This window comes from Thauera sp. 63 (assembly GCF_000310165.2).
In the GTDB taxonomy this organism is placed as follows: Bacteria; Pseudomonadota; Gammaproteobacteria; order Burkholderiales; family Rhodocyclaceae; genus Thauera; species Thauera humireducens.
Genome location: NZ_AMXC01000015.1, coordinates 35,986 through 62,132, shown reverse-complemented (window position 1 = coordinate 62,132; position 26,147 = coordinate 35,986). Strand labels below are relative to the sequence as shown.

Annotated in this window: 21 protein-coding genes and 4 pseudogenes; 7 read left to right on the top strand and 18 right to left on the bottom strand. The window is 59.6% G+C overall.

Annotation, left to right across the window (positions count from 1 at the left end):
• Positions 1-644: 644 nt before the first annotated feature.
• The 4 genes from C664_RS13270 to C664_RS13260 all read right to left on the bottom strand — a co-directional run bounded on the left by C664_RS13270 (position 645) and on the right by C664_RS13260 (position 6,014).
• Complete coding sequence (locus C664_RS13270; protein WP_004261360.1) at positions 645-1,829, bottom strand: acetyl-CoA C-acyltransferase family protein; 1,185 nt, start codon at positions 1,827-1,829, stop codon at positions 645-647.
• Positions 1,830-2,108: 279 nt separating this feature from the next.
• Positions 2,109-3,092: an IS5 family transposase gene (locus tag C664_RS13265; protein ID WP_004261291.1), complete on the bottom strand. Its 984-nt coding sequence runs from the start codon at positions 3,090-3,092 to the stop codon at positions 2,109-2,111.
• 267 nt (positions 3,093-3,359) lie between these two features.
• On the bottom strand, positions 3,360-4,334 hold the full coding sequence (locus C664_RS20375; RefSeq protein WP_157354149.1) for a helix-turn-helix transcriptional regulator: 975 nt from the start codon (positions 4,332-4,334) through the stop codon (positions 3,360-3,362).
• 735 nt (positions 4,335-5,069) lie between these two features.
• Entirely contained in the window at positions 5,070-6,014 is a 945-nt protein-coding gene (locus tag C664_RS13260) for a LysR family transcriptional regulator (RefSeq protein ID WP_051019148.1), read from the bottom strand.
• Between the two features lie 811 nt (positions 6,015-6,825).
• Between C664_RS13260 and C664_RS13255 the strand changes: the two genes are divergently transcribed.
• Both C664_RS13255 and C664_RS20370 read left to right on the top strand, forming a co-directional pair.
• Entirely contained in the window at positions 6,826-7,311 is a 486-nt protein-coding gene (locus C664_RS13255) for a flavin reductase family protein (protein ID WP_038011797.1), read from the top strand.
• A 216-nt stretch (positions 7,312-7,527) separates the two neighbouring features.
• The gene (locus C664_RS20370) at positions 7,528-8,688 is read left to right on the top strand and encodes an acyl-CoA dehydrogenase family protein (RefSeq protein ID WP_083483094.1); all 1,161 of its coding nucleotides are present in this window, start codon (positions 7,528-7,530) and stop codon (positions 8,686-8,688) included.
• A 424-nt stretch (positions 8,689-9,112) separates the two neighbouring features.
• Here the strand turns inward: C664_RS20370 and C664_RS13250 are convergent, their stop codons facing one another.
• From C664_RS13250 to tnpA, 5 genes and pseudogenes are all read right to left on the bottom strand, one after another.
• The gene (locus C664_RS13250) at positions 9,113-9,622 is read right to left on the bottom strand and encodes a hypothetical protein (RefSeq protein WP_004261353.1); all 510 of its coding nucleotides are present in this window, start codon (positions 9,620-9,622) and stop codon (positions 9,113-9,115) included.
• Positions 9,622-9,816 (bottom strand): annotated as a pseudogene (locus C664_RS13245) (transposase domain-containing protein); the annotation flags it as partial. The gene C664_RS13250 and the pseudogene C664_RS13245, both read right to left, overlap by 1 nt.
• Positions 9,817-9,872: 56 nt before the next feature.
• Positions 9,873-11,531 (bottom strand): IS66 family transposase, encoded by a 1,659-nt coding sequence (tnpC, locus tag C664_RS13240; RefSeq protein ID WP_004261347.1) that lies wholly within the window; start codon positions 11,529-11,531, stop codon positions 9,873-9,875.
• A gap of 22 nt (positions 11,532-11,553) precedes the next feature.
• Positions 11,554-11,913: an IS66 family insertion sequence element accessory protein TnpB gene (gene tnpB, locus C664_RS13235; protein ID WP_004261344.1), complete on the bottom strand. Its 360-nt coding sequence runs from the start codon at positions 11,911-11,913 to the stop codon at positions 11,554-11,556.
• Complete coding sequence (tnpA, locus tag C664_RS13230) at positions 11,913-12,230, bottom strand: IS66 family insertion sequence element accessory protein TnpA (RefSeq protein WP_004261324.1); 318 nt, start codon at positions 12,228-12,230, stop codon at positions 11,913-11,915. Before tnpA ends, tnpB begins: the two co-directional genes overlap by 1 nt.
• A gap of 92 nt (positions 12,231-12,322) precedes the next feature.
• Between tnpA and C664_RS13225 the strand changes: the two are divergent.
• Positions 12,323-12,532, top strand: a pseudogene (locus C664_RS13225) (transposase domain-containing protein); the annotation flags it as partial.
• Here the strand turns inward: C664_RS13225 and C664_RS20675 are convergent.
• Complete coding sequence (locus C664_RS20675; protein WP_157354146.1) at positions 12,522-12,683, bottom strand: hypothetical protein; 162 nt, start codon at positions 12,681-12,683, stop codon at positions 12,522-12,524. The pseudogene C664_RS13225 and the gene C664_RS20675 overlap by 11 nt on opposite strands.
• Before the next feature lie 174 nt (positions 12,684-12,857).
• On the opposite strand from C664_RS20675, the pseudogene C664_RS13220 reads away from it, so the two are divergent.
• Positions 12,858-13,067, top strand: a pseudogene (locus tag C664_RS13220) (transposase domain-containing protein); the annotation flags it as partial.
• 46 nt (positions 13,068-13,113) lie between these two features.
• Here C664_RS13220 and C664_RS21010 read toward each other — a convergent pair.
• Positions 13,114-13,242: pseudogene (locus tag C664_RS21010) on the bottom strand (helix-turn-helix domain-containing protein); the annotation flags it as partial.
• A 127-nt stretch (positions 13,243-13,369) separates the two neighbouring features.
• On the opposite strand from C664_RS21010, the gene C664_RS21275 reads away from it, so the two are divergent.
• A complete protein-coding gene (locus tag C664_RS21275) occupies positions 13,370-13,639 on the top strand; it encodes a transposase (protein WP_198291530.1) in 270 nt (89 codons plus the stop codon).
• Positions 13,528-14,064 (top strand): IS5 family transposase, encoded by a 537-nt coding sequence (locus C664_RS21005; RefSeq protein WP_443080652.1) that lies wholly within the window; start codon positions 13,528-13,530, stop codon positions 14,062-14,064. Before C664_RS21275 ends, C664_RS21005 begins: the two co-directional genes overlap by 112 nt.
• A 7-nt stretch (positions 14,065-14,071) precedes the next feature.
• On the opposite strand, the gene C664_RS21270 is transcribed toward C664_RS21005, so the two are convergent.
• The 7 genes from C664_RS21270 to mdeB form a co-directional block, all read right to left on the bottom strand.
• Complete coding sequence (locus C664_RS21270) at positions 14,072-14,491, bottom strand: nuclear transport factor 2 family protein (protein WP_004261312.1); 420 nt, start codon at positions 14,489-14,491, stop codon at positions 14,072-14,074.
• 50 nt (positions 14,492-14,541) lie between these two features.
• Positions 14,542-16,542, bottom strand: a complete 2,001-nt coding sequence (locus tag C664_RS13205) for an acetoacetate--CoA ligase (RefSeq protein WP_038011795.1) — start codon at positions 16,540-16,542, stop codon at positions 14,542-14,544.
• A 98-nt stretch (positions 16,543-16,640) separates the two neighbouring features.
• A complete protein-coding gene (locus tag C664_RS13200) occupies positions 16,641-18,323 on the bottom strand; it encodes an FAD-dependent monooxygenase (RefSeq protein ID WP_198291527.1) in 1,683 nt (560 codons plus the stop codon).
• Positions 18,324-18,362: 39 nt separating this feature from the next.
• A complete protein-coding gene (locus tag C664_RS13195; protein WP_004261305.1) occupies positions 18,363-19,229 on the bottom strand; it encodes a VOC family protein in 867 nt (288 codons plus the stop codon).
• 354 nt (positions 19,230-19,583) lie between these two features.
• Entirely contained in the window at positions 19,584-21,368 is a 1,785-nt protein-coding gene (gene lpdA, locus C664_RS13190; RefSeq protein ID WP_004261302.1) for a dihydrolipoyl dehydrogenase, read from the bottom strand.
• A 10-nt stretch (positions 21,369-21,378) separates the two neighbouring features.
• The gene (gene aceF / locus C664_RS13185; protein ID WP_004261299.1) at positions 21,379-22,722 is read right to left on the bottom strand and encodes a dihydrolipoyllysine-residue acetyltransferase; all 1,344 of its coding nucleotides are present in this window, start codon (positions 22,720-22,722) and stop codon (positions 21,379-21,381) included.
• 94 nt (positions 22,723-22,816) lie between these two features.
• A complete protein-coding gene (mdeB, locus tag C664_RS13180; protein WP_038011810.1) occupies positions 22,817-25,492 on the bottom strand; it encodes an alpha-ketoglutarate dehydrogenase in 2,676 nt (891 codons plus the stop codon).
• 144 nt (positions 25,493-25,636) lie between these two features.
• Here mdeB and C664_RS13175 point away from each other — a divergent pair, with 144 nt between their 5' ends.
• Positions 25,637-26,140, top strand: a complete 504-nt coding sequence (locus C664_RS13175; RefSeq protein ID WP_038011793.1) for an Lrp/AsnC family transcriptional regulator — start codon at positions 25,637-25,639, stop codon at positions 26,138-26,140.
• Positions 26,141-26,147: the final 7 nt, after the last annotated feature.

Sequence of the window (26,147 nt, the reverse complement as noted above, 5' to 3'; positions counted from 1 at the left end):
ATTCGTCGATGCATCAGAAAGCGCTTACGCTCGCGCTCCAGTAACTTGTGGTCCTCCTGCCTCGAATGACCACGGCTTCGACCGACTCGGCCAACTCAGATGCTTTCCGGCATCCGCACCACGGCCACGTCCAAACCATCACGAGGGCTCGCGTGACAATAGCGACGTGTCGCCAAGCACCGTAAGCGGCGGGTAGAAGCTCCACCGTCTTACAGGCTCAGTATCGGAGCACGTATAGGCGCGAACTGCGGGAATCCTGCTAGGCTTGTGAATTATTGCTGGAGACTGGAGCAGGCCATGAGCGTAGGACAACTCGCCTCTTTGAAACTCCGACCGCCCGCGGGCGGATCGCCCCGCACCGTCGGCACGGCAAGCGCCGGGGCGACCACCAAGAAGAGTTGCCTGAGACGAAAACCATCTTTCCCGAGAACGTCCGCAATCGGAGAGACGGCCTTTACGAAGCTATTGATTGGTTCGCGGCATGCGTCGGGACCCCTCTGGATCCCACGTGCCTACTGAAAATGGCGAACACCAAACGACAGGTAAGACACGTTCAGCCTCTGTGAGACGCAATACACATGTGATCGACGACACGCCATGGCGACCATGATTTGCCGTCTCACACAGTCGAACATGTCTTGCCGTCAGATCCGCTCGAAGATTGCCGCAATACCCTGTCCGCCACCAATGCACATGGTGGCCAAGGCGTAACGCCCACCTGTCCGATGAAGTTCGTGAATAGCCTTGATCGAGATGATCGCCCCGGTAGCACCGACCGGATGGCCAAGCGAGATTCCCGACCCGTTCGGATTCACTTTATCGGAATCGAATTCAAGTTCGCGGGCAACCGCACAGGCCTGCGCAGCAAACGCCTCATTTGATTCGATCACATCCAAATCCTGAACTCGCAATCCTGCACGCTGCAGCGCCAGGCGGGTTGCCGGAACAGGGCCGATACCCATGTACTCTGGCTCAACCCCCGCATGCGCGTAGCTGACGAGCCGCGCTAAAGGCTTAAGGCCCTGCTGTTGGGCGACTTTTGCTTCGACCAACACAACTGCAGCCGCGCCATCATTGATACCCGATGCATTACCCGCAGTTACCGAGCCGTCACGCTTGAAAACCGGCTTCATTTTCGCAAGGCCTTCAACAGTCACATCGGCCCGCACGTTTTCGTCGGTTTCGAATAGTACGACCCCCTTCCTGGACGAAATCTCGATCGGTACGATCTGGCTCTTGAAGCGCCCCTCAGCGATCGCACGCGATGCCCGCCGCTGACTTTCTACAGCAAGTTCGTCCTGCATTTGCCGACTAATGCCATAACGCGAAGCGACATTCTCGGCAGTCACACCCATGTGAATTTTTTGCCATGGATCGTGCAGGATGCCAGTCATGTAATCGACCATTGCAGTGTCGCCCATACGCGCGCCCCACCGGGTGGCTGGAGCGATGTAGGGGCCACGGCTCATAGACTCAGCCCCCCCCCCAATGGCAACATCAACATCACCAAGCATGATGCTCTGCGCTGCGGAGACTATCGCCTGCATGGCCGATCCGCACAGTCGATTGACGTTAAATGCGGGAACCTCCTTAGGGATGCCGCTATCGATGGCAGCAACGCGCGAAAGATAGGCGTCGCGCGGCTCGGTTGGGATCACATTTCCCATCACGACATGACCAACCCGCTCCGCCGCGACACCTGAGCGCTCAAGAGCGGCTCTGACGGCGGTGGTCGCGAGCCCCGAAAGCGGGATGTCCTTCAGCATGCCGCCGAAGCTTCCAATGGCTGTGCGCGCCGTACCAACAACAAGCACCTCTCTGCGGGTCATCGTCCTTCCTCTCAGTGGTTTATCACGGGCGAGCAAATCTGCTCAGTCTGAGAATCGAACTTAGGGGACCTAAGTCGCGCGCACATGGCAATTTGTGCCGCATGAGGCCATTTTTGCGCAATTTTCGCTTAAGGACGTGCTGAACAAATCATGTTCAAGTACCCGCGGACCGATTTTGAGGGCGTATCCGTGACGGCCTCTCGAGTTCGATGGCATTTGATGCTTCAGGTCGAGTCGGCCCTGGGCCGTTCCCCTCCGCTTTCGCACCTTGGTGCCCCCTCAGGACGCACCTCGGGCATAGAGCGCCAACAACGGTCGGCGCGCCAGGAACAGATTGGCCAGACCGAACAGCGAGAACAGTTGCGCTTCGTTCTTCGCCAGCCCACGGTAGCGGGTCTTCTTGTGCTTGAAGAGGTTCTTGATCACATGGAACGGGTGCTCGACCTTGGCCCGAATGCTCGCCTTGGCGCGCTCGAGCTGCTCAAGCAGCTTCCCCAGCCGGTTGGCTGGCAGCGCCTTGCGCTTGCTGCGCTTCAGTGCGATGTGCCAGCTCACCGGGGTGTCGCGGTTCTCTTCGCGTTTGTCGGCACCCTGGTAGCCCGCATCACCGAGCACCTCCGTCTCCTCGCCGTGCAGCAGCTTGTGTGTCTGGCTCACGTCGCTTACGTTGGCCGCCGTCGCCACGACCGCATGCACCAACCCGGACTCGGCATCGACGCCGATGTGCGCCTTCATCCCGAAGTACCACTGGTTGCCCTTCTTCGCCTGGTGCATCTCCGGGTCGTGCGCCTTGGCGCGGTTCTTGGTCGAAGGCGCTGCGGCGATGATCGTCGCGTCAACGATGGTGCCTTCGCGCATCATCAGCCCCTTGTCTGCCAGATGCGACTTGATCGCCTCGAAGATCTTCTGGGTGAGCCCGTGCGTCTCCAGCAGCCGACGGAACTTCAACAGCGTGGTCGCGTCGGGCGCCGCCTCGCGGGCCAGGTCGATGCCGACGAAGGCGCGGATCGACTGGCTGTCGTAGATGGCGTCCTCGATCCCTTCATCCGACAGACCGAAGCACTGCTGAGCAACATACATCCTCAGCATCCGTGCCACCCCGATCGGCGGACGGCCGCGACCGCCACCCTTCGGATAGAACGGTTCGATCTCTGCCTCGAGCGCCGACCACGGCGTCACCGCTTCGATCTCGGCCAGGAAACGGTCGCGCCGCGTCTGCTTCTTCTTCCCGGCGTACTCCAGCTCGGAAAAGCTCGATTGCATCGATTGAGGTCTCATCGTGGCTCAGCAGCCGCTATTGTCTCAAGAGCATGCCAACTGACGGGTGCCGCTGGGCGAATAAATCAGCGTTGCCTTAAGGCGAGATACAAGACGGACCACCGGACATCAGCCTCATCCGCATCGCTCGCACAATAACCCCAATGAGCGTGCACGAGGCGCACGACCCACTTCGCCGGCGGGATCCACAGTGCGATCGGTGCTCGGTCTGCGGGACGGTGTCTCAATCTCCAGGATCTGCTGCCAGCTGGGTCATTGAGTCAGCACGCTGCCACTTGTCGCACCTTGGCCGCAGCGATGCAAAGACCTGAACTCACGAGGAGAGCAGTTCAATATTTGCTTGAAGGCGCGCGAAAAATCACTTGAACAGGAGAAACCAACATCGAGTGCAATGTCAGTTATCGGAGATTTTGTCGTGCGTAATAATTCGCTTGCACGCTGGATTCGTAGATTGAGAAGATACTTGTGAGGAGGAACACCAAAGGACGCCTTGAATTCACGGGTGAAATGAAAGCGACTGAGTCCCACATAACTCGCCAACCCGTCGAGATCAACGGCTTTGTCGAGGTTCTGGTGCAAAAACTCTCGCACAAGTCGTCGAGTACGCGGGGACAACCCGCCAGACGTGCGACATTCTCGAAGCGTGGCGGAGTCGCTCTGAGCACGAATCACTTCCTGGAAAAGTAGGGAAATAATTGTCTCCAAGTACCGAGGATCGTGTCCCTCCTGCATCACCTGGCGAACTCGAGCGGTGAGGACATTAAGAAACTCCCCTCCTAGACTCAACGCTGGCGTGAGATTCGCCTGGCGATCTATCTCGACATCTCTCGAGACAGGTGTGTTCTCTTCGTAGATTGAGATCAGTGTCGCCGTAATATTGCTTCCTGCACCGGCAAGTGCGACGAGTTCGACGTTCGCTGGGACGACGTCAATCCCGCGATCAAGCGGCCCTGGCATCCCAGCGCGAACGCCATTGATCCATCGCTCCCCATCGACGAAACTGCCTTGATCGAAAACCATCAAGGTGTGAGAAGGGCTGCGAAACCTGACACGGTGAGGCTGCGTTCCGAGCGACACGCGCCTGACTGAACACCAAGGGGAATCCAGGACCGCAGAAGGTGAAATATCGATCGACCGCGGAGTCTTCTCGTCAGCGTGGTCGATACTCTCCCACAACCCATTCAGATCGCGACGCGCAGGCGCTGTTGCGCTGGCAGAAAAAGCCATTATTGTCTCCTCTACTAGGGCAGCTCTATTGGCTACCGCTTTCGATGCCGTGCGAACAGCCTTTTCGCACGGCAACATCCTCATTGAAGTCGCTGCGTCGCCCCCCCCCCAGAGCACGGGGTATGTCGCGACGCCAGACCAAACAAGCCCATTTTGATCTAAGTCAAATCCGGGTACAACAACCTCGAAAAAAGGTCGCCCCTTCGTCACTGCACACGGAGCACTCTGCATCCATCCAACTGGTCGGCTGCGAGGGAGACTTACTGCGCGATCGACAGCACAACCCTACGCTGGCTGCTTTCCACACGCCCTTCACCCAAACCGCCCGGGGCGGGCCTCAAGTGCGGTGCGCTGACGCTAAGCTTCCCCACTGGATTCTAGACCGCAGAACCCAGCATTTGCAGCTGTGTTCACTGTCAACAAGCCTTCAATCCGGCATTTTCTACGGCAAACATCGAAACAGATCAATCATTTGTGCCGCAAAGCAAGAGGTCCTAAGACGGTCCACCAGCCGATCCTGTTGTTTAGCTGACTTGGCGGAAGCGCCAAATGCCCGACAGCAGGACCAGATGGCTTGAACTGCGCCTAAGCACCGAGAACCCATGGTTGGAATAGCACTTGCCCGCCGGCGTGAATTAATCCGTCAGGAGTCGCCTCTGCCGGAACAACTGGCATATTCACCCTGATCGATCCGGCACTAATCGTCGCGATAGCGACTACCTGACTCAAACAAGTCTATATCTTATTAGCATGAATGAGTTCGATCTCGCTATTGTTATCAAGCATATCCCTGAGTCGCTCCCTGACCCATGCGTGGATATAGGAGTTTTCATGAATATTCCCCCAAAACGCGTGAACGTCAACTTTCCAGTTCAGCCCCTCTATTTCATGGACCTCGATATTCATCTTGCTTTTGAATTTCGTTGCAATATGACGCTGAATCAGTGCTATGGATTCGGAGTTCTCTACCAAGTAAGGCAGCAACGTCATTTGCGAAATCAATAGCTGCTCCTCCCAGCCTGGAGGCCCCTGAACGCGGAGAGATCCTTTCTTGGGGTCCGACCCAAACCCTACCTTTGAAATCGCATTCAACTCCTCGAGCGTCATCCCAGCCCGCATTTTCGGGTGTCTCGCACGAGAGATACATACAAAGTCCTCGCGATAGAGCGGTATGTTGTTAAGAGTTTCGTCATCAATGATGAAACTCGGAGCGATAGCGAAATCGACCTCCCCCGACTTCAGCTGACTTTGATCGAAATTTTGTAGGTCGATAAATTGAACACGAACACGAGGAAGATACTCGGAAAGATAGTTGATCAGCCGTACACCAATCGCCACCAGCGCGCTATCAGCAGTCGCAATGACCAACTTTTGTTCGATGTCCGCCAGCTTGTCGGCACGCTGAAATCCGGTAAGCAACTCGATACCACTTAGTATTTTGTCAAGAGACCCGGTCAAGCCCTCAGCAAAGGGTGTGATCACCATTTTTCTTCCGGATCGCACTAAGAGCTCATCTCCGAACTGGATCCGCAAACGACCCAGGGCCTCGCTAACAGCGGGTTGAGACATGTTGAGCCTTTCCGCCGCTTTTGAGACACTTTGAGCGTAAAGCAGCTCTCTCAAAATCGGCAAAAGATTTAAATCCAGAGCTCTAAGGTTTTTCTGAATTCTATTGCTCATGGACGCCTCCTTGTAGCCTATCGCCACGACCGAAATCCAACAAAATCCCCCTCGATCAATTACTAAATGCGTCTCTCGCAAATAAATTTGCTATAACCGATCTGTGATATCACTTGCGCGCCGTTCTTTACGCTCCCTTATAACGCACTTACGTGCAGCCAAACCGCGCAGGGTCACGCGCGAGGATCGAGAACATCTTGTGGATGAAACGCTTGCTCGCCTCAGTCAGCAGGTGCTGAGTGCCGCCCTTCAGCGACACACTCCACAACGGATCCGCCTTGCCCGCCAGGCCCCTGAGCTTGTTCTTATCGCGAACACCACTTGACCATCCTACCGCACTAGGTCCGCTACCTGGCAGCCGCCCGGGACATTAGCGGGCGTCACAACGACGGCATGCACGCGCGCGGAACTTGTCGTCGGCACACAAGAAACCTCTTACGCCGAAGCATCTTAAACGTCCGGCGCTAGCCGTCTAGCCAGCAAGAGATGTTCCAGCCAGCTGCGGCCTTCGGCTCGGCCGGCGCCAGTTCGGCTGCGAAGTTCCACGGCAGCAGTTTAACCACCCGATTCACCCGACGCTTAGCGAAGCGGCCAATCGCTTGACTGAGCTAGGCCTCGGGGTCAAGGCCGTTGAGCTTTGCCGTGACGATCAGGCTGTAGATCGCCGTGACCCTTCAGGCATCGCTTTTTCTTATACCTACTATCCGCATTTCCATTTGATGGACCGATCAGCACAGCTTATGTTACTCGTCATGGCATCGCAACTACGAGCCAAGACCCGATTAGAAAAGCTTGATTAAGAGGAGGCATCATGAAGAACGAATCATCCGAGCTTAGGAATGCGCTAGGTAGCTTTGCTACCGGAGTATGCGTTGTTCTTGTACCTTCCGAGAAGGGCGAACCCGACGGCATGACGATTAACTCATTCACTTCGGTCTCCCTTTCTCCGCCCATGGTCCTTTGGTGTATCAACAAGACGTCGCGGATGTGCCATCACTTTGAAGAGCAATCCGAGTATTCGATTAACGTTTTGACTGCTGAGCAGCAGGATCTTTCACGTCACTACGCGAAATCTGGCTCTGCGAGCCTGCCTTCCGCCTCAAGTCATATTTCGTTTGCGGATGACGGCACTCCTTTCATTCAGGATTCTGCTACCACGTTCTTCTGCAGAATCGTTGCGAAGTACGATGGTGGCGACCATTACATTTTGCTTAGTAGCGTTCTTGATTATCAGATCGGCCATGCTGACGCGCCGCTTGTCTTCCATCGCGGCCGCTATCAATCCATCGCCGCGTAATCTAATCAGCACCGGATTCGGGTCAGAATATCGATTCGTTGCAAGGATTAATTAGACCAACAAAAAAGCAATTAACACCAAGAAGGAGACCCAAAAAATCATTATCCACACGCACAGCCCAATACGATAGGGCAATTCGTTTTCGCCCGGCATTGAGTTCGAGCCGGCCGGCATTGTTTCGAAAAAGCAAGTTTGGTTTGAAAATGGAGTGGCGACATGCAAATGCATGATGAACTGTTGGGGCGAGCACGCGAAATTGCAGGACTAGTAGAACGTTCTGCTCAACAGACCGACATCGACGGAAGAATCTCTGATCAGGTTTTAGATCAAATTTGTGATGCCGGTCTTATCCAGACTCTAGTCCCTAAAATGTATGGGGGCCATGAGTTGGGCTACAAGACGATGCAGAGCATCATTAGTGAAATAGCCCCATATTGCACGTCAACTGCTTGGGTGACGTCTTTTTATATTGGCCATGCCTACATACACACGCTATTCCCAAAGCAGTCTCAAGACGAGGTTTTTGCTACCAAGCCAAATCCATTGACCCCGGGAACTATCGCTCCGAACTTCACGCTTCGCCCTGAGGGAGACGGTTTTATCGCAAACGGCAGAAGCCAATGGAATTCGGGGAGCAGTCGAAGCGACTACTATTTGTGTTGCGGCGTAATTAAAAACGACGATCAAGCGCCCGAACTTCGAGCTTTCCTTGTCCCCACCAAGGAATGCAGACCGATCCGCAACTGGGACGTTGCTGGCATGCGTGGGACAGATAGCAGCGATATGGAATTGAATAATGTCTTCGTTCCCGGCTATCACACCGCACGTGTATCAGATCTGTTGAATGGCACTGCACCCGGTTCTTTGGTGCATGAGAACCCCAAGTACTCAATGCCTCTCTTCCCGTTCGTCCTTGGGGAAACTGTACCGGTCATGGTTGGCGCTTATCGAGGCGCCGCCAACACCTATGCAAAATTTGTGAAAGACCGATCTATCACGTTTGGTGGATCCAAGGCTGCCAACAAACAATTGGCTCAACTGCGCTTGGGGCGCGGGATTGCCGGCGCTGAACTCGCGGAAACCTTAATGCGAGATTACACCAATACGCTTGAAAGCATGACCCCCGAGAAACTGAGGAATCCTGAGGTTCGTGCCGCATTGAAAGCGCGCGTGGGACTGATCCTCGAATATTGCACTGATGGAATCAATCTTCTTATCAAGGCTGGCGGCGGCGGTGCGTTCCGCAATGACTGTGCACTACAGCGCTTCTTCCGTGATATCAATATGCTACGAGTCCATGGCTTGCTAGACTCGGATACGGCGACTGAAACGTATGGCAGAGTACTACTGGGGCTGAACAGCGAAGTTCCGATGTGATCGGATCAGTTTGCTGCGCCTAGCGGCATGATGAAGTACTTGGCTGGCTGTCAATCCGATAGACAGCCAGCCAAGGCTGGCTTACAACGAGACTCATTGCCGTACGATGATGCTGCGGCGTACAACCCATCTTTGTGGTCTTGAGAGCAACGCGACCATCGCGATGTCCGTCTTGCAGCGTACCGCGAGTTTCATTGTCCGCGCTCTTGGTCAGGCTCCTTGCCTAACGCGAACATTGCTGCAGTCGCCCTCTCCGACAAGACCGTGAGGACGATCTGCGCGCTACAGGCGCGCCAGAGTACGTTCCGATCTGACTACGTCCAGATTGTCAGAACTGCGTAGGCGTAAGTGGGTGTCGGCAACGACAGCTGCACGATTTAAGTAACCGTCCGAGCAACCCCGTCCCCCGGCGGAGCCGGGGGCTTCAGAGATCGACGACGAGCCTGAGCAGTGCGAACGACACGCGCCAGCCGGGCTCGTTTTCGCAGTCGATGCTGGCCGTCTTCTGGTTGATGCGCACGATGGTGCCGATGCGCGTCTGCAGGTGGCGGTCCTCGAAGCTGACGCGATCGCCGACGCGGAAGTCCTCGCGGGTGGGACGCTGGGCGGACCTAGGCATCGGCGACCGGGGCTCTGCCCGGCTGTCGGCGGGGAGCTCGATTGCTGCGTAGGGCAGCGTCCAGGTCGCACGGGTGGCGTCGTCCTGCACGGTGAGCTGGGTGTCCTTCATCGCCACCACGGTGCCGCTTCGAAGCTGCAGCGCGGCGCCCGGCGCTTTTCCGTCCACGAAGCGTACCCGTTGCCCCAGGTTCAGATGCAGCCGGATCTGCACGATCCGCGACGGATCCGACATCAGGCGCTCGATCACGCGCGACAGGTGGAACAGTTCGAGCGAGCTTGCACGGTTGAGGGCTTCGAGGGTGGCGGGATCCATCAGGGCGCGGGCTTCCAGTTCATCGGCAGCAGTTCGTCGAGCCGGTCCATGCGGTGGCCGGGCAGGCGCGTGAGCACATCCTTCAGGTAGGCGTAGGGCTCAATGTCGTTCAACCGCGCTGTCTCGATCAGCGAGAGTGCCACGGCAGCGGCCCGTCCGCCACGTGGACTTCCGGCAAACAGCCAGTTCTTCCTCTTATGCCAACCTTTGCATAGTAAGCGCTCCACGAACCCCATCTTCCCCGGGCTCGCTACGCCGTGATCAACTGCTCAGCCTTGAGATTCCAGGGCAGGAGGGCCTCGAAGTGTTCGACGGTGGTCGCATTGGGCACGGCGCGCAGTATGTGGCGCAGCCACAGGTACGGCTCGACGTTGTTGGCCTTGGCGGTCTCGACCAGCGAGTAGATGAGCGCGCTGGCACGCGCCCCGGCTTGCGTATCCGAGAAGAGCCACGCTTTCCTCCCAACGACGAAGGGCCGGATGGCGTTTTCGACCGGGTTGTTGTCGATCGGCAGATCGCCCCGTGCGAGGTAGCGCGTCAGTCGCGGCCACTGCCGATGCAGGTAGCCCAACGCGCCGCCGAGCACCGAGGTGGGCGGCACGGTGGGGAGCACCTGATCGAGCCAACGGCGCAGTTCGTCGATGACGACGCGGCTTCTGCTCTGGCGTCGCGCCAGGCGCTCGGCGTTGCTCAGTTCGCGCGCCTCCTTCTCGATGGCGTAGAGCTTGCCGATCAGCGCCAGCGCCTCATGGGCGCGACCGCGCTTGCCGGCGGGCAGCACCTTGCTGGCGTCGACGAAGCGGCGCCGCGCATGGACCCAGCAGCCGAGCCGGGTCACGCCCTCGCAGAAGGAGATCGCCCCATAGCTCTCGAGCCCATCGGCGATCAGGTGCCCCTTCCAGCCTTCGAGCAGGCGTAAAGGGACCGCCTGCGCGCGGCTCGGGTCGTACTCGAAGAGGATCACCGGCTTACCCGGCGGACCACCGCGCTGCACCCACATCTGGCTCTTGCTCGTGGCTGCCCGGCCAGGCTCCTTGAGCACCTGCACCGGGGTTTCGTCCATGTGAATCACATCGTGCCCGAGCAGCACGTCGCGCATCAGATTGGCGATCGGCTGCAGCGCTTGCGCGGTGCCGATCACCCAGCGCGCCAGGGTCTGACGCGGCACGAGCGCGCCCGCGCGGGCAAGCACGTACTCGAAACGCGCCAGCGGCAGCCCGTCGACGTACTTGGTGACCAGCAGCATCGCCAAGAGGTCGTTGCTGGCGTTGCTCTTGGGCAGCACCTGCCCCGGGGCGCGGGCGCTGACCGGCGCCTGGTCGCCCTGGGGGCAGCCGTAGCGCTTCCTGATGTGACGCAGCACGCGCACCTGCATCGGGACGATGTCGAGCTGTTCGCTGACGTCCTGGCCAATCTCGACCATGGGTGTGCCGCAGGCGCAGGTGCGTTCGGCCTCGGGGACGTCGTGGACGACGTCGATGCGCGGCAGCTCGATCGGCAAGGGCTTGCGCTTGCCACGCGCCTTCTTCTTGCCCGTGTCGGCGGGCGTCTCACCCGTCGTCTCGGTGGCCGGCGGCGGCAAGGTTGCGGTGTCGCCCGCCTCGGTTGCGGACTCGGCCAGCGCCTCGGCCTCGTCGAAGAGCCACCCCTGGCCCGCGTGCGATTCGCTGCTGGGGCCGAACATGCGCCGGCGCGCCAGGCGAAGCTGCTCGTAGAGCTCGAGGATGCGTGCCTCGAAGGCCTTTTGCAGTTCGGCTTCGCGCGCCTTGAAGGCAAGCTCGAAGGCGTGCTGCTGTTCCCGCAGCAAGGCCTTGAGCGCGGCCGGATCGTCGGGTAACTGTTCGGGGAGGGGGGATGCGCACACGCCGACGGCGGCATTCGAACGAGGGTCGGCGGTACGTGGTTGCATGCTGGAATTATACCCGATCACGCTACGTAACCGATTGGTATTGCAGCGTTTTATGCGGCCTTGCCGCCCACAGATCGAAGCCTTCGAGCAGCCATTCGAGCTCCTTCATCGTCAGTACGCAGGTGGGCTGACTTGCCTCGGCCGCCGGCCAGGCGAAGCGCTCGGCTTCGAGCCGCTTGTACCAGAGGCAGAAGCCGTTGCGGTGCCAGTACAGCGCCTTGAGTTTGTCGCGGCGACGGTTGATGAAAAGGTACAGCGCGTCGCCGAACGGGTTCAGTCCCAGCTCCTGCTCGACCAGCGCCGACAGTCCGCCGATGGATTTGCGAAAGTCGATCGCCGGCCGGTACAGATACACCGCGCCGATCGAATGCCCCGGGTGCATCAGCGCCCTCGCTCGGCAAGAGCCGCCGACAGCGCGGCCAGCCAGTCGACGCCAGGCAGCGTCGCGCATTCGAGCCGCAGCTGCGCGTCGATCACCACCGTGCAGCCCGCGCGGAGCGTCATCGAGGGTTCGACTTTGATCGGGACGAATCCGCCAAGCTTGGCGCGGCTACGACGGCCACCGGTCACCAGGCGCTTGCGCCACTGATAGAGCGCCTGCGGCGATAGCCCCTCGCGCTCGGCGTAAGCCTTCGTGGTAATGCCCTCGGCTTCGATTGCCGACAGGTGCGACAACCAGAACGTACTGCGCTCCGACATGCTCGTGCTCCCTGAAAAACGGAAGCCGAAGCATGCGGGCTCAAACGGGGCTACGTAAGAATGGGGTTCGTGGAGCGCTTACTTTGCATAAGAGGAAAGCGTGGCTCTTCTCGGACACCCAGGCCGGTGCGCGCGCCAGCGCGCTCATCTACTCGCTGGTCGAGACCGCCAAGGCCAACAACGTCGAGCCGTATCTGTGGCTGCGCCACGTTCTGCGGGCGTTGCCCACCGCCACCACCGTCGAACACTTCGAGGCTCTCCTGCCCTGGAATCTCAAGGCTGAGCAGTTGATCACAGCGTAGCGAGCCCAGGAAAGATGGGGTTCGTGGAGCGCTTACCGCCGTAGCGCTGGCCGCGCAGCGCTCCGATGTACGGGTCAATGAGGTGACCGAGCGGACCGGCGTCCAGCCAGTCGCTGCGAACAAGGGTCGCCAGGCACGGATCTGTGGGCATGATGTGCTCCTGTGGTGTGAGGGAACCACAGAGAACACGATCTTTTATGGCAAGTCGAAATGCGCCAGACAGCCCTACAAGCCCAGCCTATGTCAGGCGCAGACGGTATCTACAACCGAACCTTGCATAATCGAGGGCCGCGCATAATTCCTCTTATGCCAACCTTTGCATAAGAGGAAAGCGTGGCTCTTCTCGGACACCCAGGCCGGTGCGCGCGCCAGCGCGCTCATCTACTCGCTGGTCGAGACCGCCAAGGCCAACAACGTCGAGCCGTATCTGTGGCTGCGCCACGTTCTGCGGGCGTTGCCCACCGCCACCACCGTCGAACACTTCGAGGCTCTCCTGCCCTGGAATCTCAAGACTGAGCAGTTGATCACAGCGTAGCGAGCCCAGGAAAGATGGGGTTCGTGGAGCGCTTACGGTAGGGCACCGGCCCGCCCGCGTTCAGATAGCGCCGCACCGTGTTGCGCGCGATGCCCAACGTCCTGGCAATCCGCTTCGCGCCCCACCCCGACTGCCCCAACCGAACGATCGTCGTGACCGCCTCCGGCTCCAACATCTCCCGCACTCCGCAAACCAGACGGCGTACAGGATTCACCTCGCTGTGCTTCGTTTCCAACAGTGGCCTCCTTGCGAACGAGGGGGTCAGTTCCTCGTGTCGCTAGGGGGTCAATTTACGGTGTCGCCTGACAGATAGAGGGCGTTCGGCCAAAGACAACCGGCTGTTCGTTGAGGCGGTCCTTTGGTTGGCACGCACAGGCAGTCCGTGGCGCGACCTTCCGCCCGAGTTCGGCAACTGGCATTCGACGTATGTACGCTTTGCGCGTTGGCGCGATGCAGGCGTCTGGAATCGCGTCGCCCTCGCACTGGCCTGCGAGCGCGATCTGGGGCGGGTGTTCATCGATTCGACCATCGTTCGCGCCCACCAGCACGCCTCAGGCGCCCAAAAAAAGTAGGACCGCAGGCGCTGGGGCGCTCGCGTGGAGGCCTGACGACCAAGTTGCACTTTGCCGTCGATGCCTTGGGCAAACCGCTGCGCATGATTCTGAGCGCAGGACAGGTCGCCGACATCGAGTGTGCGCACGATTTGATTGCCGATATGCCGTGCGCCAGCTTGGTTGCCGACAAAGGATACGATGCCAACGCCTTGGTCATGAGTATCGAAGCATCCGGCGCGCAAGCAGTCATCCCGCCTCGATCCAACCGCATTGCCCCCAGGCACTACGACCGCTGCGCGTACCGCGCGCGAAATCTGATCGAGCGCTTCTTCAACCGTATCAAGCATTACCGTCGGATCGCCACACGCTACGACAAGCTCGCATGCAGCTACATGGCATTCGTGCGAATCGTTTGCGCGGTGATCTCATATCGTTATATGTGAACAGAACCTAGAAGATGATCGTAGCGACCCTCGAAGCGAATCGCCAGCCATCCACCGTAGCAACAAAGGTGTCCTGATAATCTGCGACAGTGACTGAGGGCTGGCCGCTTGTCGGTTGGCCATGTTGGTCTAGCGCTCCGTGGAACATCAGAAGCGTACACCCGCCCCGTGCTGTACCAGGACCAGTCTGATCAATCCGGATGTTGGTACATACATGTCGAGTCACAACATGCTCAGGGCGAGCGCGCATAAAGTCCAGGATCGCAGACCTTCCGGACAGCACCGCGCCGCGTCGTTCGAACGAGCAATCTTCAGCAAGGAGGTCAACCAAGCTATCGTACTGACGCGAATCTACAAAATAGGCGAAATCCGCAATCAGTCTCGCACATGCGTCTTCGCAAGAGCGAAGACTCTTTCCATTTGACATTTTTCAGCTCCTAATAGCGCATCGTGGTTTACGCTTTTTTGGCACCGGACTTACGCCGCTCGTCCGTTTGACTTGTTTAGGCTACTGGCGAAAGCCACAAAGTACTCAAGGCTTTCCCTGCTCTTGACCGCGTCCAAGTTCAACACCTTTTCCAGAGGCTGACCGAGAAGCAGTTTTTTGATCGGGAGCTCGAGTTTCTTACCAGAGAGCGTTCGTGGAATTTCTTGGACCTGGAAGATTTCGTTCGGCACATGGCGCGCCGAAAGGGCTGTTCGGATACGCGCAGTTATCGTCGCTTTCAATTCGTCCGTCAGCTCACATCCGGTACGCAGGACGACGAACAACGGCATATAAGAGTCCCGCCCGAGGTATTCAAGATCGACGACAAGGCTGTCCACAACCTCAGGCAGATCCTCCACGGCCCGATAGAGCTCGCTCGTGCCCATCCGAATACCGTGACGGTTGATGGTCGCGTCCGAACGACCGTAGACAACGACGCCCCCGCGCGGGGTGATCCGAATCCAGTCGCCATGCCGCCACATGCCGGGATACATGTCGAAGTAACTATCGCGGTAACGGTCGCCAGCCGGATCGCCCCAGAAGAACAAGGGCATCGAGGGCATGGGCGCAGTGCACACAAGTTCTCCCACCGCATCCAACACTGCATTGCCGGCTTCGTCGAACGCTTCGACCTTGGCTCCTAGGCAGCGACACTGCATTTCGCCAGACACGACAGGCAGAATGGGAACCCCGCCGATGAAGGCACTGGCAATGTCGGTCCCTCCCGAGATGGGCGCCAGGAACACGTCGGAGCCAACATGAGCATATATCCACTCGTAGCCTTCGGGAGGTAACGGCGAGCCGGTCGAACCCACCGCGCGCAGTGCGGACAAATCCGCAATCGCGCGCGGCTCGATCTCGGCCTTCATGCAGGATGTAAAGAACGCCGCACCTGCACCGAAGAAACTCACTCGAGCCTTGCCAACAAAGCGCCAGAGCGCGCCTGGATCCGGCCATCCGGGGTTACCGTCGAACAGGCAGATCGTCGCCCCGACCAGCAACCCGCCGACCTGGAGGCTCCACATGATCCACCCGGTAGTCGAGTACCAGTGAAAGCGGTCCTCCGGCCCGAGGTCGTTGTGCAGGGCCCACAGTTTGAGGTGTTCGAGCACGACCCCGCCGTGGCCATGGACAATCGGCTTGGGCAAGCCGGTCGTCCCCGACGAGTACACGATCCAGAGGGGGTGATCAAAGGGAACTGGCCGACACTCAAGCGGCACATCCCTGCTGGTCGCCTCGTGCCACGTCCGGATCGTCTTAACACCGCCGTAACGCTGGCTGGCATCGGCCATGCCTTGAGGATCCAGATAGGGGACCGTGATCAGGGTCTCCACGCTGGGAAGTTCGGTGAGAATTGCCGCCAGTGTCTCGCGACGATCGATCGCCTTACCACCATAGCGATAACCGTCGATTGAAATCATCACCTTCGGCTCGATCTGCCGGAATCGATCCAGCACGGCCACATGCCCGGTGTCGGGGGAGCAAACCGACCAGATTGCGCCGATACTCGCGACTGCGAGAAAGGCCACCACTGCGTGCGGGGTGTTGGGCAGGTATGCCGTAACCCGGTCACCCTGACCAACACCCGATTCGCGGAGTGAGGCAGCGAGGGACGCCACCTGACGCTTCAAGTCACTCCAGCCGAGTTCGACCAGTTCGTCCCCTTCGTTCTGGAAGACGACAGCTGGCCGCTTGTCGGTGGCGTGTCGAAACACCTGGTCGACATAGTTCAACATTGCACCGGGAAACCAGCTCGCGTCCGGCATGGACCGGCGACCCAGTACCGACCGATAGGGTGTTTGAGCCGAAACGTCAAAATAGTCCCAGATTGACGACCAGAAGCCCTCCAGATCTTCGACCGACCACTGCCATAGCGCGCCGTAGCTCTCGAAACTGCGCCCTCGCTCGACCCGCAGCCAATCCATGTACGCAGTAATGCGGGCGTTGCGCCGCACGTCGTCGCTCGGTCGCCAAACGTCTTTGGAACTCACGCTTTACTCCTCTTCTAGCGCGACTTGTCGCGCAATGGCAATTGACGCCTCCTTCTCTGGGCCCTTCGGCCCAAGGAGGGCTTAGCGTTAAGCCTCGGTCACACCCGCTTGCCGGTCACTCGGGCAAGCAATTCGTGGCAGTCGTCGGGAAGTGTGTCGCCGCGCCAGGCGACGTGCTGGTCGGGGCGCACCAGAATCAGCTTACGCGCATAGATCTTCTCCGCGTTCCGATCGTCGATGCGGACCACGGTCAGCGGAACTCCCAACTCCGAGGCTGCGCGCTCAATCACGCTAGTGTTTGAACCGTCCAGGACGAGCAAGGAGAACCAGGTGCCGAGATGGTCGAACACCGGTGTCCCATCGCCGAGGAAGAGGTGCGGCAGTCTGCTGCCCGGCCAGGTCGAAGGGGTGTAGATCTCAGGATCGAAAACTGGCGGGGTGCCGTTCTCGGCGCAGACCACCGGCGAAGCGTCGTAGCGGTAGCCATGCTCTGTACCCCAGCCCTCGTTCTCCTTGTTGCCGAGATCAGCGATTTGCTGCCCCAGCTTCAAGCGCCGCGCCGCTGCTTCGGGACTGTCCCCCGACAGATCGCCCGCCTCGGCATAGAGGCGTGCAAGCTCAAAACGGACAGCAAGGTGTCGTTGCGACGTCGCCCACGATAGCCTGGCAACTGGATGGCGCTCACTGTGGTACGAGTCGAGCAACGTTGATCCGCCCCATCCATGCAGGGCCGCTGCAAGCTTCCATCCAAGGTTGCCTACCTCGGCGATGCCGGTGTTCATGCCGTAGCCCCCCGTCGGCATATATTGATGGCAGGCATCGCCCGCCATGAACACCCGCCCTGCGCTGTACTGTTCAGCCACCAAGTAGTGTGCCGACCAGGGATTAGCGACGATCACCTCGAACTCGAACTTGCAGCCCACCCACTCCTCCACCAGCACACGCGGGTCGATCTGCGACTCGTCCGTACCCGGTGCAAGGAACACGTGCAGCGTCCAATGCTCCTTGTCGTCCTGTGCAACGAGGGCTCCCTTGCCGGTCTGGTAGTGCCAGGCAATACCGAATCGCTGCAAAATGTCGACCGCCTGCGACCGGAAATGCACCATGTAGAGCCGAGCCACGTTCGGCTGTCCTTCGTTCTTGATCCCAAGCTGCGTCCGGACGGTGCTGCTGCCACCGTCACACCCAACCAGGAAACGCGAACGAACTGTCTGCGTTTCATTGGTCTGCGTGTTTCGGATGATCGAGGTCACCCCTTCGGCATCCTGCTCGAAGGATTCAAGGCGCCATGAGAACTTCACCTGCACATGTTCATTTTCATCGGCTGTCTGTTTAAGTACAGGTTCGATGAGAATCTGGCTGACGCGCAAGGGCGCCTCGAGAGTTAGACTTCCGTCGTTGGTGACCCGCCGCCGCCACGTTTCGTCTTCGGCCGAGAGATAGGGAAAACGGCACAGCTCGTGTCCGCTCGCGGCCAGATCGGTGATCCAGCTGATATTGAAGGGGCTTTTGTTCGGAACACCGACTGCACGAAGCTTGTCTGCTAGGCCAGTACGCCTAAAAAGCTCCATCGACCGACCATTGGTCAAATCCATCTTCGGGTGACTCGTCGTAGTCGCATTGCGCTCGGCAACGATACAGTTGATCCCAAAGTGCGCCAGTTCCAAGGACAGGGAAAGCCCTACCGGACCACCGCCGGCGATAAGGACGGGTGTTTCAATCATCTCTTGTCTCCATAAGTTCGAGCGGCGATCATTTTTCGCGACTCGCTTGATCATCATTGGCAATTCTTCGATTACAGGTTCTGCGCTAGCCCTGACCTATAGATGGCCCGCCGGACCGATGTGCCCGCCCCAAAGATAGATCGAGTCATAGCGTTTGAAGATCCACGTATCTTCGTCGTCTATCACAGTCGCATTGACTCCATATTCGAAGGCGAAGCCCGAAGGCGACCTAGCGTAGAAGGAGGTCACCGGATCATTCGCGTGTTGGCCGAGCGTGCGTACCACGGGTGCAGCCCCCGCCTCCACCCGCTCCCAAGCGCGCCCTACTGTCGTGATGCTGTCGACTTCGGTAAAGATATGATCAAGTCCGTTCGCGCCTGGGATGCTCGCTAGGGCAATGACGTGGTGGCGTAGGCCCCCATGCAGAAAGTACGCATCTGAACCCTCGGCAACTCGAACGGCATCCGAGATCCTGAAGCCCAAAACTTTTGTGTAGTACTCGAGCGCTGCAGCAAGATCGGGCACGAGGAGGAGTACATGACCCAAACCGGCCTTTCCAGTTACGAATTTGGCGCCCGTGGGGGAAAGGAAAGGATCAGACATAACCATCGCCCCCGTGAACAGCTCAATCGGAGTCCCGTCAGGCGCCGTCGTACGAGCCAATCGGACGACATTTCTCGCCAACGCAAGGTGTTTGTCTTCCGTGACGTCCAGACCGGCCTTTTTGATGCGCGCCATTACATCGCCCAGATGCTGAGACGACTCCACCTCGATGCCAACGTATGCGACACCGGGGCTCGTTCCGGGCTCAACGGCTAGGCGCCATGCGCGCTCGTCGGCCCTCAGACGCAGCACTTCACCGTCATACACCGGCTGCATGCCGTAGATGTCGACAGCAAATCGGCGCCACTCATCGGCATCACCATAGAGGCCCAGATAGCCGAGACTAAGCAAATCTTTCATCCCTTTCTCCTTGTTCCTCAGATCGACTTCTCCTTGGGACTGTCGGCTCTGCGGGGGTGAGGCTTGTCGATCTGACGGTCGAGTCTCGCTCCCATAAGGATGAAACGCTTAGCAATGGCTGCTGAACTGGTGATTTCTTGCGCGATTGCTGTGTCGCTAGCACGTCCGAGTCAATCAAATCTCGAACTACGGGCTGCTAGAAAATCGGCAAAAAAAATGCGGCTCACCGATTAATAATCAGTAAGCCGCAAAAACGTCAGAGGCGAAGAGGAGAGGCTAAGAGGAGCCCCCGACGAAAGGAAAGAGGCTTGCGCAATCCATTCCGGACTACGCAAGCGACGGGCCTGCCTGAGGCTAGGCTTTGCGCATTGGCGGCAGATCCGTGCAGCTGCCGCGCGCCACTTCGGCCGCCATGCCCACCGTCTCGCCCAGGGTCGGGTGCGGGTGGATGGTCTTGCCGATGTCGACCGCGTCGGCGCCCATCTCGATGGCCAGGCAGACCTCGCCGATCATGTCGCCGGCCGACGGGCCGACGATGGTGCCGCCGATGACGCGGTGCGTTTCGGCGTCGAAGATCAGCTTGGTGAAGCCGTAGTCGGCGCCGTTGGCGATGGCGCGGCCGGAGGCCGCCCACGGGAACTTGGCGGTCTCGACCTTCTTGCCTTCGGCCTTGGCCTGCGCCTCGGTGTAGCCGACCCAGGCCACTTCGGGGTGGGTGTAGGCCACGCCCGGGATCACGGTGGCGTCGAAGGCCGCCTTGTGGCCCGCAGCGACTTCGGCCGCGACGTGCGCCTCATGCACCGCCTTGTGGGCGAGCATGGGCTGGCCGACGATGTCGCCGATGGCGAAGATGTGCGGCACGTTGGTGCGCATCTGCGCATCCACCGGGATGAAGCCGCGCTCGCCGACAATGACGCCCGCCTTGTCGGCGCCGATCTTCTTGCCGTTGGGCGCGCGGCCGGCCGACTGCAGGATCATGTCGTAGCGCACGGGCTCGGCAGGCGCCTTGTCGCCCTCGAACTTCACCCACAGGCCGTCTTCCTTGGCCTCGACCGCGACGGTCTTGGTCTTCAGCATGATGTTGTCGAAGCGGTGGGCGTTCTGCTTCTCCCACACCTTGACCGCGTCGCGGTCGGGGCCCTGCATCAGGCCGTCCATCATCTCGACGACGTCGATGCGCGCGCCCAGCGTCGAATACACCGTGGCCATTTCCAGGCCGATGATGCCGCCGCCGATGACCAGCATCTTGCCCGGCACCTGACGCAGTTCCAGCGCGCCGGTGGAATCGACGATGCGCGGGTCTTTCGGGATGAAGGGCAGATGCACCGCGGCCGAGCCCGCGGCGATGATGCACTGCTTGAACTTCACCACCTTCTTCGCGCCGGTCTTGTCCTGGCTGGTGCCGGTGGTTTCCTCGACCTCGAGGTGATGCGGGTCGAGGAAGTGGCCGTAGCCGCGGATGACATCGAGCTTGCGCGCCTTGGCCATGCCGGCCAGGCCGCCGGTGAGCTTGCCGATGACGCCGTCCTTGTGCTTGCGCAGCGCGTCGATGTCCACCGTGGGCTTGGCGAACTTGATGCCGGCGGTGTCGATGTGCTCGGCTTCCTCGATGACCGCGGCGACGTGCAGCAGTGCCTTGGACGGGATGCATCCCACGTTCAGGCACACGCCGCCGAGGCTGGCATAACGCTCGATGATCGCGGTCTTGAGGCCGAGGTCGGCGGCGCGGAAGGCCGCCGAGTAGCCGCCGGGGCCGGCGCCGAGCACGACCATGTCGTATTCGACATCGGCGCTACCGCCGTGCGCAGCGGCGGCGGGTGCAGCGACCGCAGCCGCGGCGGGTGCAGCCGCGGGCGCTGTGGTCGGAACGGGCGCCTCTGCCGAGGTCGCTGCCGAGGCAGTCGTTGACTCGACCTTCAGCAGCACCGCGCCCTCGGCGACCTTGTCGCCGACCGCGACCAGCACTTCCTTGACCACGCCGGCGGCGGAGGACGGCACGTCCATCGTCGCCTTGTCGGATTCGAGCGTGCAGATCGCGTCGTCGACCTTGATGCTGTCGCCGACCTTCACGAACAGCTCGATGACCGGCACGGAATCGAAATCGCCGATGTCCGGAACCTTCACTTCTATCAGGCTCATGGCGATCTCCTTACAGCATCACGCGGCGGAAGTCCGCCAAGAGTCCAGCCAGATGCACAAGGAAGCGTGCCGCTGCAGCACCGTCGACCACTCGATGATCCCAAGACAGGGAAAGCGGCAAGACCAGGCGCGGTACGAATGTGTTGCCATCCCAGACCGGCTTCATCTGGGCACGCGTGACGCCGAGAATCGCAACTTCTGGTGCGTTGATGATCGGCGTAAAGCCAGTGCCGCCAATCCCGCCAAGGCTGGAAATGGTAAAGGTGCCGCCACTCATATCGGCTGGCCCGAGCTTCCCCTCGCGGGCTTTCCTCGCCAATTCCCCGCATTCCGCCGCAATCTCTCTAACGCCCTTCTGGTCAGCATCGCGAATCACCGGAACGACCAACCCGTTGGGCGTATCAGCGGCAAAACCAATGTGGTAGTAACGCTTCAGTACCAGCGTTGGCTCACCCGGGTCAGTCCCCAGCGAGCTGTTGAACTCGGGATACGCCTTCAGAGTGGCCACTGCCGCCTTGATCAGGAAGGCAAGCATGGTGAGCTTTGAGCCTTCCTTGCCTGCTTCCTGGTTGAGTCTGACGCGGAATGCTTCGAGTTCGGTGATGTCAGCTTCGTCGAAGTTTGTAACGTGGGGAATCAGCACCCAGTTGCGGCCGAGGTTCTGACCAGAGATCTTTTTGATGCGTGAAAGCGGTTTGACCTCTATCTCGCCGAACTTGGCGAAGTCCACCTTCGGCCAGGGGAGCAAATCTAGACCGCCTCCGCCGCTAACTGAAACTTGACCCACTGCTTCGAGGCGGGTCATCGTGTCCTTAACGTATCGCTGCACATCATCGTGCAGGATGCGCCCATGTTTGCCGCTGGGGGCTACTTTGCCGATGTCGACACCTAACTCCCGAGCGTAGCGGCGAACCGAGGGGCTGGCGTGCGGCTTGACGGTCGTTTTTGCGGCAAGCTGGCCGGGAGCCGACGGCATGGCCGAGGGCGACTGGGCTGGCCGCGGCGCGGTTGCTGCTGCGGTTGCTGCTGCGGTTGCTGCTGCGGATGCCTGCTGCTCGAAAGAGGCTGCGACCGTAGCCTTACTGGGTACGGGAATCCCAGACTGTACTTCGCCGGCTGTTTTCAGGCGAAGGATCGCACTACCCTTTGATACCCGGTCGCCTACGTTCACCATCAAGGACTCCACGATGCCCGACAACGGACATGGGACATCCAATGTGGCCTTGTCGGACTCCAGTGTCAGGATGGATTCCTCGGCCCTCACGCTGTCACCCGGCTTGACAAGAACTTCAATCACCGGCACGTCTTTGAAGTCCCCAATGTCGGGAACACAAATCTCCCTGATTTCACTCATGGCTTGTCATCTTCTCTGAGAAAGGTCCGGCCCGCGTCTGCGGACCGGATAAATCGCTCTTTCGGAGCGCACCCGCGGGGGAGGAGACGACCCGCTACACAACCCAGGGCGCCGGCCGGTCGCCATCGATGCCATAGCGGTCGATGGCCTCTCCAAGCACACTGCGGGGCAACAGTCCGTCGCGAACCAGCCCGTCGAGGGCAGCGAGTACGACTTGCTGACGGCTGACCTCAAAGAATCCTCGCAGCGCTTCTCGCGTATCGCTTCGGCCAAAGCCATCCGTACCCAGCGCGACAAAGCGCCCGTCGACGTAGGAAGCGATTAGCTGAGGCCAAGCACGAACGTAATCAGAAGCGGCAACAATCAGTTCTTTGCCTGGCAAAGAAGCGTCAAGGTGGCTGACCCGCTGAGTCTCATTAGGGTGCAAGCGGTTCCAACGTTCCACCTCACGTGCCTCGCGGGCAAGTTCGCTGAAGCTGGTAACACTCCAGACCTCGCTGGACACCTGCCAGTCCGCCGCAAGCAATTCGGCTGCCGCGATAACCTCGCGCAGAATCGTTCCGGAGCCCAGGAGCCGCACCCTTCCTCGTGCCCCTGCAGCCTCTGTGTGCGAGAAGCGGTACATCCCGCGAACGATCTGCTCTTCCACACCAACCGGCAACGACGGCTGGGGGTAGTTCTCGTTCATCACGGTGATGTAGTAGAACTCGTCCGCCCCCCGCTCCATCATCTGGCGCATGCCGTGATCGACGATCACTGCCAACTCGCCCGCAAACGCCGGATCGTAGGCGCGACAGTTCGGCACCGTGGCGGCGATCACATGGCTGGTGCCGTCCTGGTGCTGCAGCCCTTCCCCGCCCAGCGTCGTGCGCCCGGCAGTCGCACCGAGAAGAAAACCGCGCGCCCGTTGATCGGCCGCCGCCCAGATCAGGTCACCCACGCGCTGGAATCCGAACATTGAATAGTAGATGTAGAACGGCAGCATGGGCTTGCCGTGCACACTGTAAGAGGTTGCCGCCGCGACCCAGGAGGACAGCGCACCAGCCTCGGTGATCCCCTCTTCCAACAGCTGCCCGTCGCGCGCCTCGCGGTAATAGAGCATCGAGCCCGCGTCCTCCGGCTCGTAGAGCTGACCAACAGGCGAATAGATGCCGATTTGGCGGAACAGGTTGGCCATGCCGAAGGTGCGTGCTTCGTCGGCGACGATCGGCACGACCTTAGGCCCCAGCTCCTTGTCCTTGAGCAAGTTACCGAACATGCGCACCACTGCCATGGTGGTCGACATCTCCTTGCCGTCGGCCTCCAGTGCAAAGCGCGCATAGTCGGCGAGCGGAGGCACGGTGGTGACTTCCGCTGCGCACACCCGTGCCGGCATGTAGCCGCCCAGCGCCGCACGGCGCTCGCGCAGGTAACGCATCTCATGGCTGTCTTCGGCCGGACGGTAGAAACGCAGTTCAGCGAGGTCTTCGTCCGATAGCGGCAAGGCGAAGCGGTCGCGGAAAGCCTTGAGCGCATCGACGTCGAGTTTCTTGGCCTGGTGCGCGGTCATGCGCGACTCCCCGGCCCCGCCCATGCCGTAACCTTTCTTGGTCTTGGCCAGAATTACCGTCGGACGCCCCTTGTGGGCTTTCGCTGCGGCGAAGGCCGCATATAGTTTTCGGAAATCGTGACCGCCACGTTTGAGCGCGTCAATCTCAGCATCGGACATGTGAGAGACCAGCGCCTGCACCTCCGGATCCTTCTGGAAGAAGTGCAACAGGTTATAGGCACCGTCTTTCGCGCCAAGGGTCTGATATTGTCCGTCCACCGTCTGTGCGAAGCGCTGCAGCAGCGCGTGATTCCCGTCGCGGGAAAACAGTGGATCCCAGTCGGATCCCCAGATCACTTTGATCACGTTCCAGCCCGCCCCGGTGAACAAGGACTCGAGCTCCTGGATGATTTGGCCGTTTCCGCGAACAGGTCCGTCCAAGCGCTGCAGGTTGCAGTTGATGACGAAGGTGAGGTTGTCTAGCTTCTCGCGTGCAGCGAGAGTCAGACCAGCGATCGACTCCGGTTCATCCATCTCACCGTCACCGAACACCCCCCAAACGTGGCGCTCGGCTGTGTCGGCGACGCCCCTGTGGTCAAGGTAACGCATGAACCGGGCCTGATAAATCGCGCTTATCGGCCCAAGCCCCATCGAGCCCGTCGGGAACTGCCAGAAATCCGGCATTAGCCACGGATGCGGGTACGAACACAGCCCCTTACCACCGACCTCCTGCCGATAGTTGGCGAGGTGCTCTTCGTTAAGCCGTCCCTCAAGAAAGGCACGCGCATACACACCCGGAGCAGAGTGCGGCTGGTAAAAAACGAGGTCGCCTCCGTACGCTTCGTCACGCGCCCGGAAAAAATGATTGAATCCGACCTCGAAGATTTCTGCGGCTGAAGCGTAGCTGGCGATATGCCCGCCCAATTCACCATAAGCCTGATTCGCGCGCACCACCATCGCCAGCGCGTTCCAGCGGATGATCGAGGTGATCCGCTCCTCTATGGCGAGATCGCCGGGGTACTGCCCCTGTCGTTCGAGTGGAATCGTGTTTCGATATGCAGAATATGGCTGTACTTGCGCGACGATACCCAATTCGCGGGCCTGCTCATCCAGCCGGCGGAGCAGGAACACGCCGCGCTCGGGACCAGCGTCGCGCACCACGGCCTCCAGCGAATCCAGCCACTCCCGGGTTTCCTCCCCGTCGATATCGGCCACCGTTGCAGCGGCAGGTCCGTTCGTCATATTTTCCTCTTGGTCACCCATTTCTATCTCCTTCAGACGGGAAGAAGCTTATCGGCGAAGCAGCGCAATGTGCTTCCGCATTTAGCCATCACCCCTGCTATATTTGGACTTTTATGCTGCAAATTACACTTTATGAGGCACATCATGCCGTCTCGTAGTCTTGATGCAATCGATATCCGGATCTTGTCCGCCCTTCAGGAGAACGCCCGACTGACCAATGTCGAACTCGCTGCTCGAGTCCATCTATCACCCTCTCCCTGCCTCGCCCGAACGCGTGCCTTGGAAGAATCCGGCCTGATCAGTCGCTATGTAACCTTGCTCGACCCGCTACAACTCGGCCTGAGCGTCAGCGTTTTCATCCAGATTCGCCTCGAACGGCAAGTCGAAAGCGGCCTGGAGGTGTTCCAGGAGGCGATACGGGGCTACCCGGAGGTAATGGAGTGCTACCTGATGACGGGTGATGCCGACTACCTGATCCGAGTCGTCGTCCCAGATGTCCAGGCTCTCGAGCGGTTTATCGTCGATGAACTGTCGAAAATCCCTGGTGTCGCAAACATTCGATCGAGTTTTGCGCTTAAGCAGGTCAAGTATCAGACTGCCCTGCCCCTCCCTGTAACGGACTCATCCACCAAACAGCGCCGAAGTTAGGCAATGC

Bases quoted from the DNA above. Each gene is read 5' to 3' on its own strand.
- C664_RS21270 (WP_004261312.1), bottom strand. From the start codon at position 14,491: ATGTCAAATGGAAAGAGTCTTCGCTCTTGCGAAGACGCATGTGCGAGA.
- C664_RS13250 (WP_004261353.1), bottom strand. From the start codon at position 9,622: ATGGATCCCGCCACCCTCGAAGCCCTCAACCGTGCAAGCTCGCTCGAA.
- C664_RS13255 (WP_038011797.1), top strand. From the start codon at position 6,826: ATGAAGAACGAATCATCCGAGCTTAGGAATGCGCTAGGTAGCTTTGCT.
- C664_RS13260 (WP_051019148.1), bottom strand. From the start codon at position 6,014: ATGAGCAATAGAATTCAGAAAAACCTTAGAGCTCTGGATTTAAATCTT.
- lpdA (WP_004261302.1), bottom strand. From the start codon at position 21,368: ATGAGCCTGATAGAAGTGAAGGTTCCGGACATCGGCGATTTCGATTCC.
- C664_RS13195 (WP_004261305.1), bottom strand. From the start codon at position 19,229: ATGAAAGATTTGCTTAGTCTCGGCTATCTGGGCCTCTATGGTGATGCC.
- tnpB (WP_004261344.1), bottom strand. From the start codon at position 11,913: ATGCACCCGGGGCATTCGATCGGCGCGGTGTATCTGTACCGGCCGGCG.
- tnpC (WP_004261347.1), bottom strand. From the start codon at position 11,531: ATGCAACCACGTACCGCCGACCCTCGTTCGAATGCCGCCGTCGGCGTG.
- mdeB (WP_038011810.1), bottom strand. From the start codon at position 25,492: ATGACGAACGGACCTGCCGCTGCAACGGTGGCCGATATCGACGGGGAG.
- C664_RS13175 (WP_038011793.1), top strand. From the start codon at position 25,637: ATGCCGTCTCGTAGTCTTGATGCAATCGATATCCGGATCTTGTCCGCC.
- C664_RS13270 (WP_004261360.1), bottom strand. From the start codon at position 1,829: ATGACCCGCAGAGAGGTGCTTGTTGTTGGTACGGCGCGCACAGCCATT.
- C664_RS20370 (WP_083483094.1), top strand. From the start codon at position 7,528: ATGCAAATGCATGATGAACTGTTGGGGCGAGCACGCGAAATTGCAGGA.
- C664_RS20375 (WP_157354149.1), bottom strand. From the start codon at position 4,334: ATGGCTTTTTCTGCCAGCGCAACAGCGCCTGCGCGTCGCGATCTGAAT.
- C664_RS20675 (WP_157354146.1), bottom strand. From the start codon at position 12,683: ATGCCCACAGATCCGTGCCTGGCGACCCTTGTTCGCAGCGACTGGCTG.
- C664_RS13265 (WP_004261291.1), bottom strand. From the start codon at position 3,092: ATGCAATCGAGCTTTTCCGAGCTGGAGTACGCCGGGAAGAAGAAGCAG.
- C664_RS13200 (WP_198291527.1), bottom strand. From the start codon at position 18,323: ATGATGATCAAGCGAGTCGCGAAAAATGATCGCCGCTCGAACTTATGG.
- aceF (WP_004261299.1), bottom strand. From the start codon at position 22,722: ATGAGTGAAATCAGGGAGATTTGTGTTCCCGACATTGGGGACTTCAAA.
- tnpA (WP_004261324.1), bottom strand. From the start codon at position 12,230: ATGTCGGAGCGCAGTACGTTCTGGTTGTCGCACCTGTCGGCAATCGAA.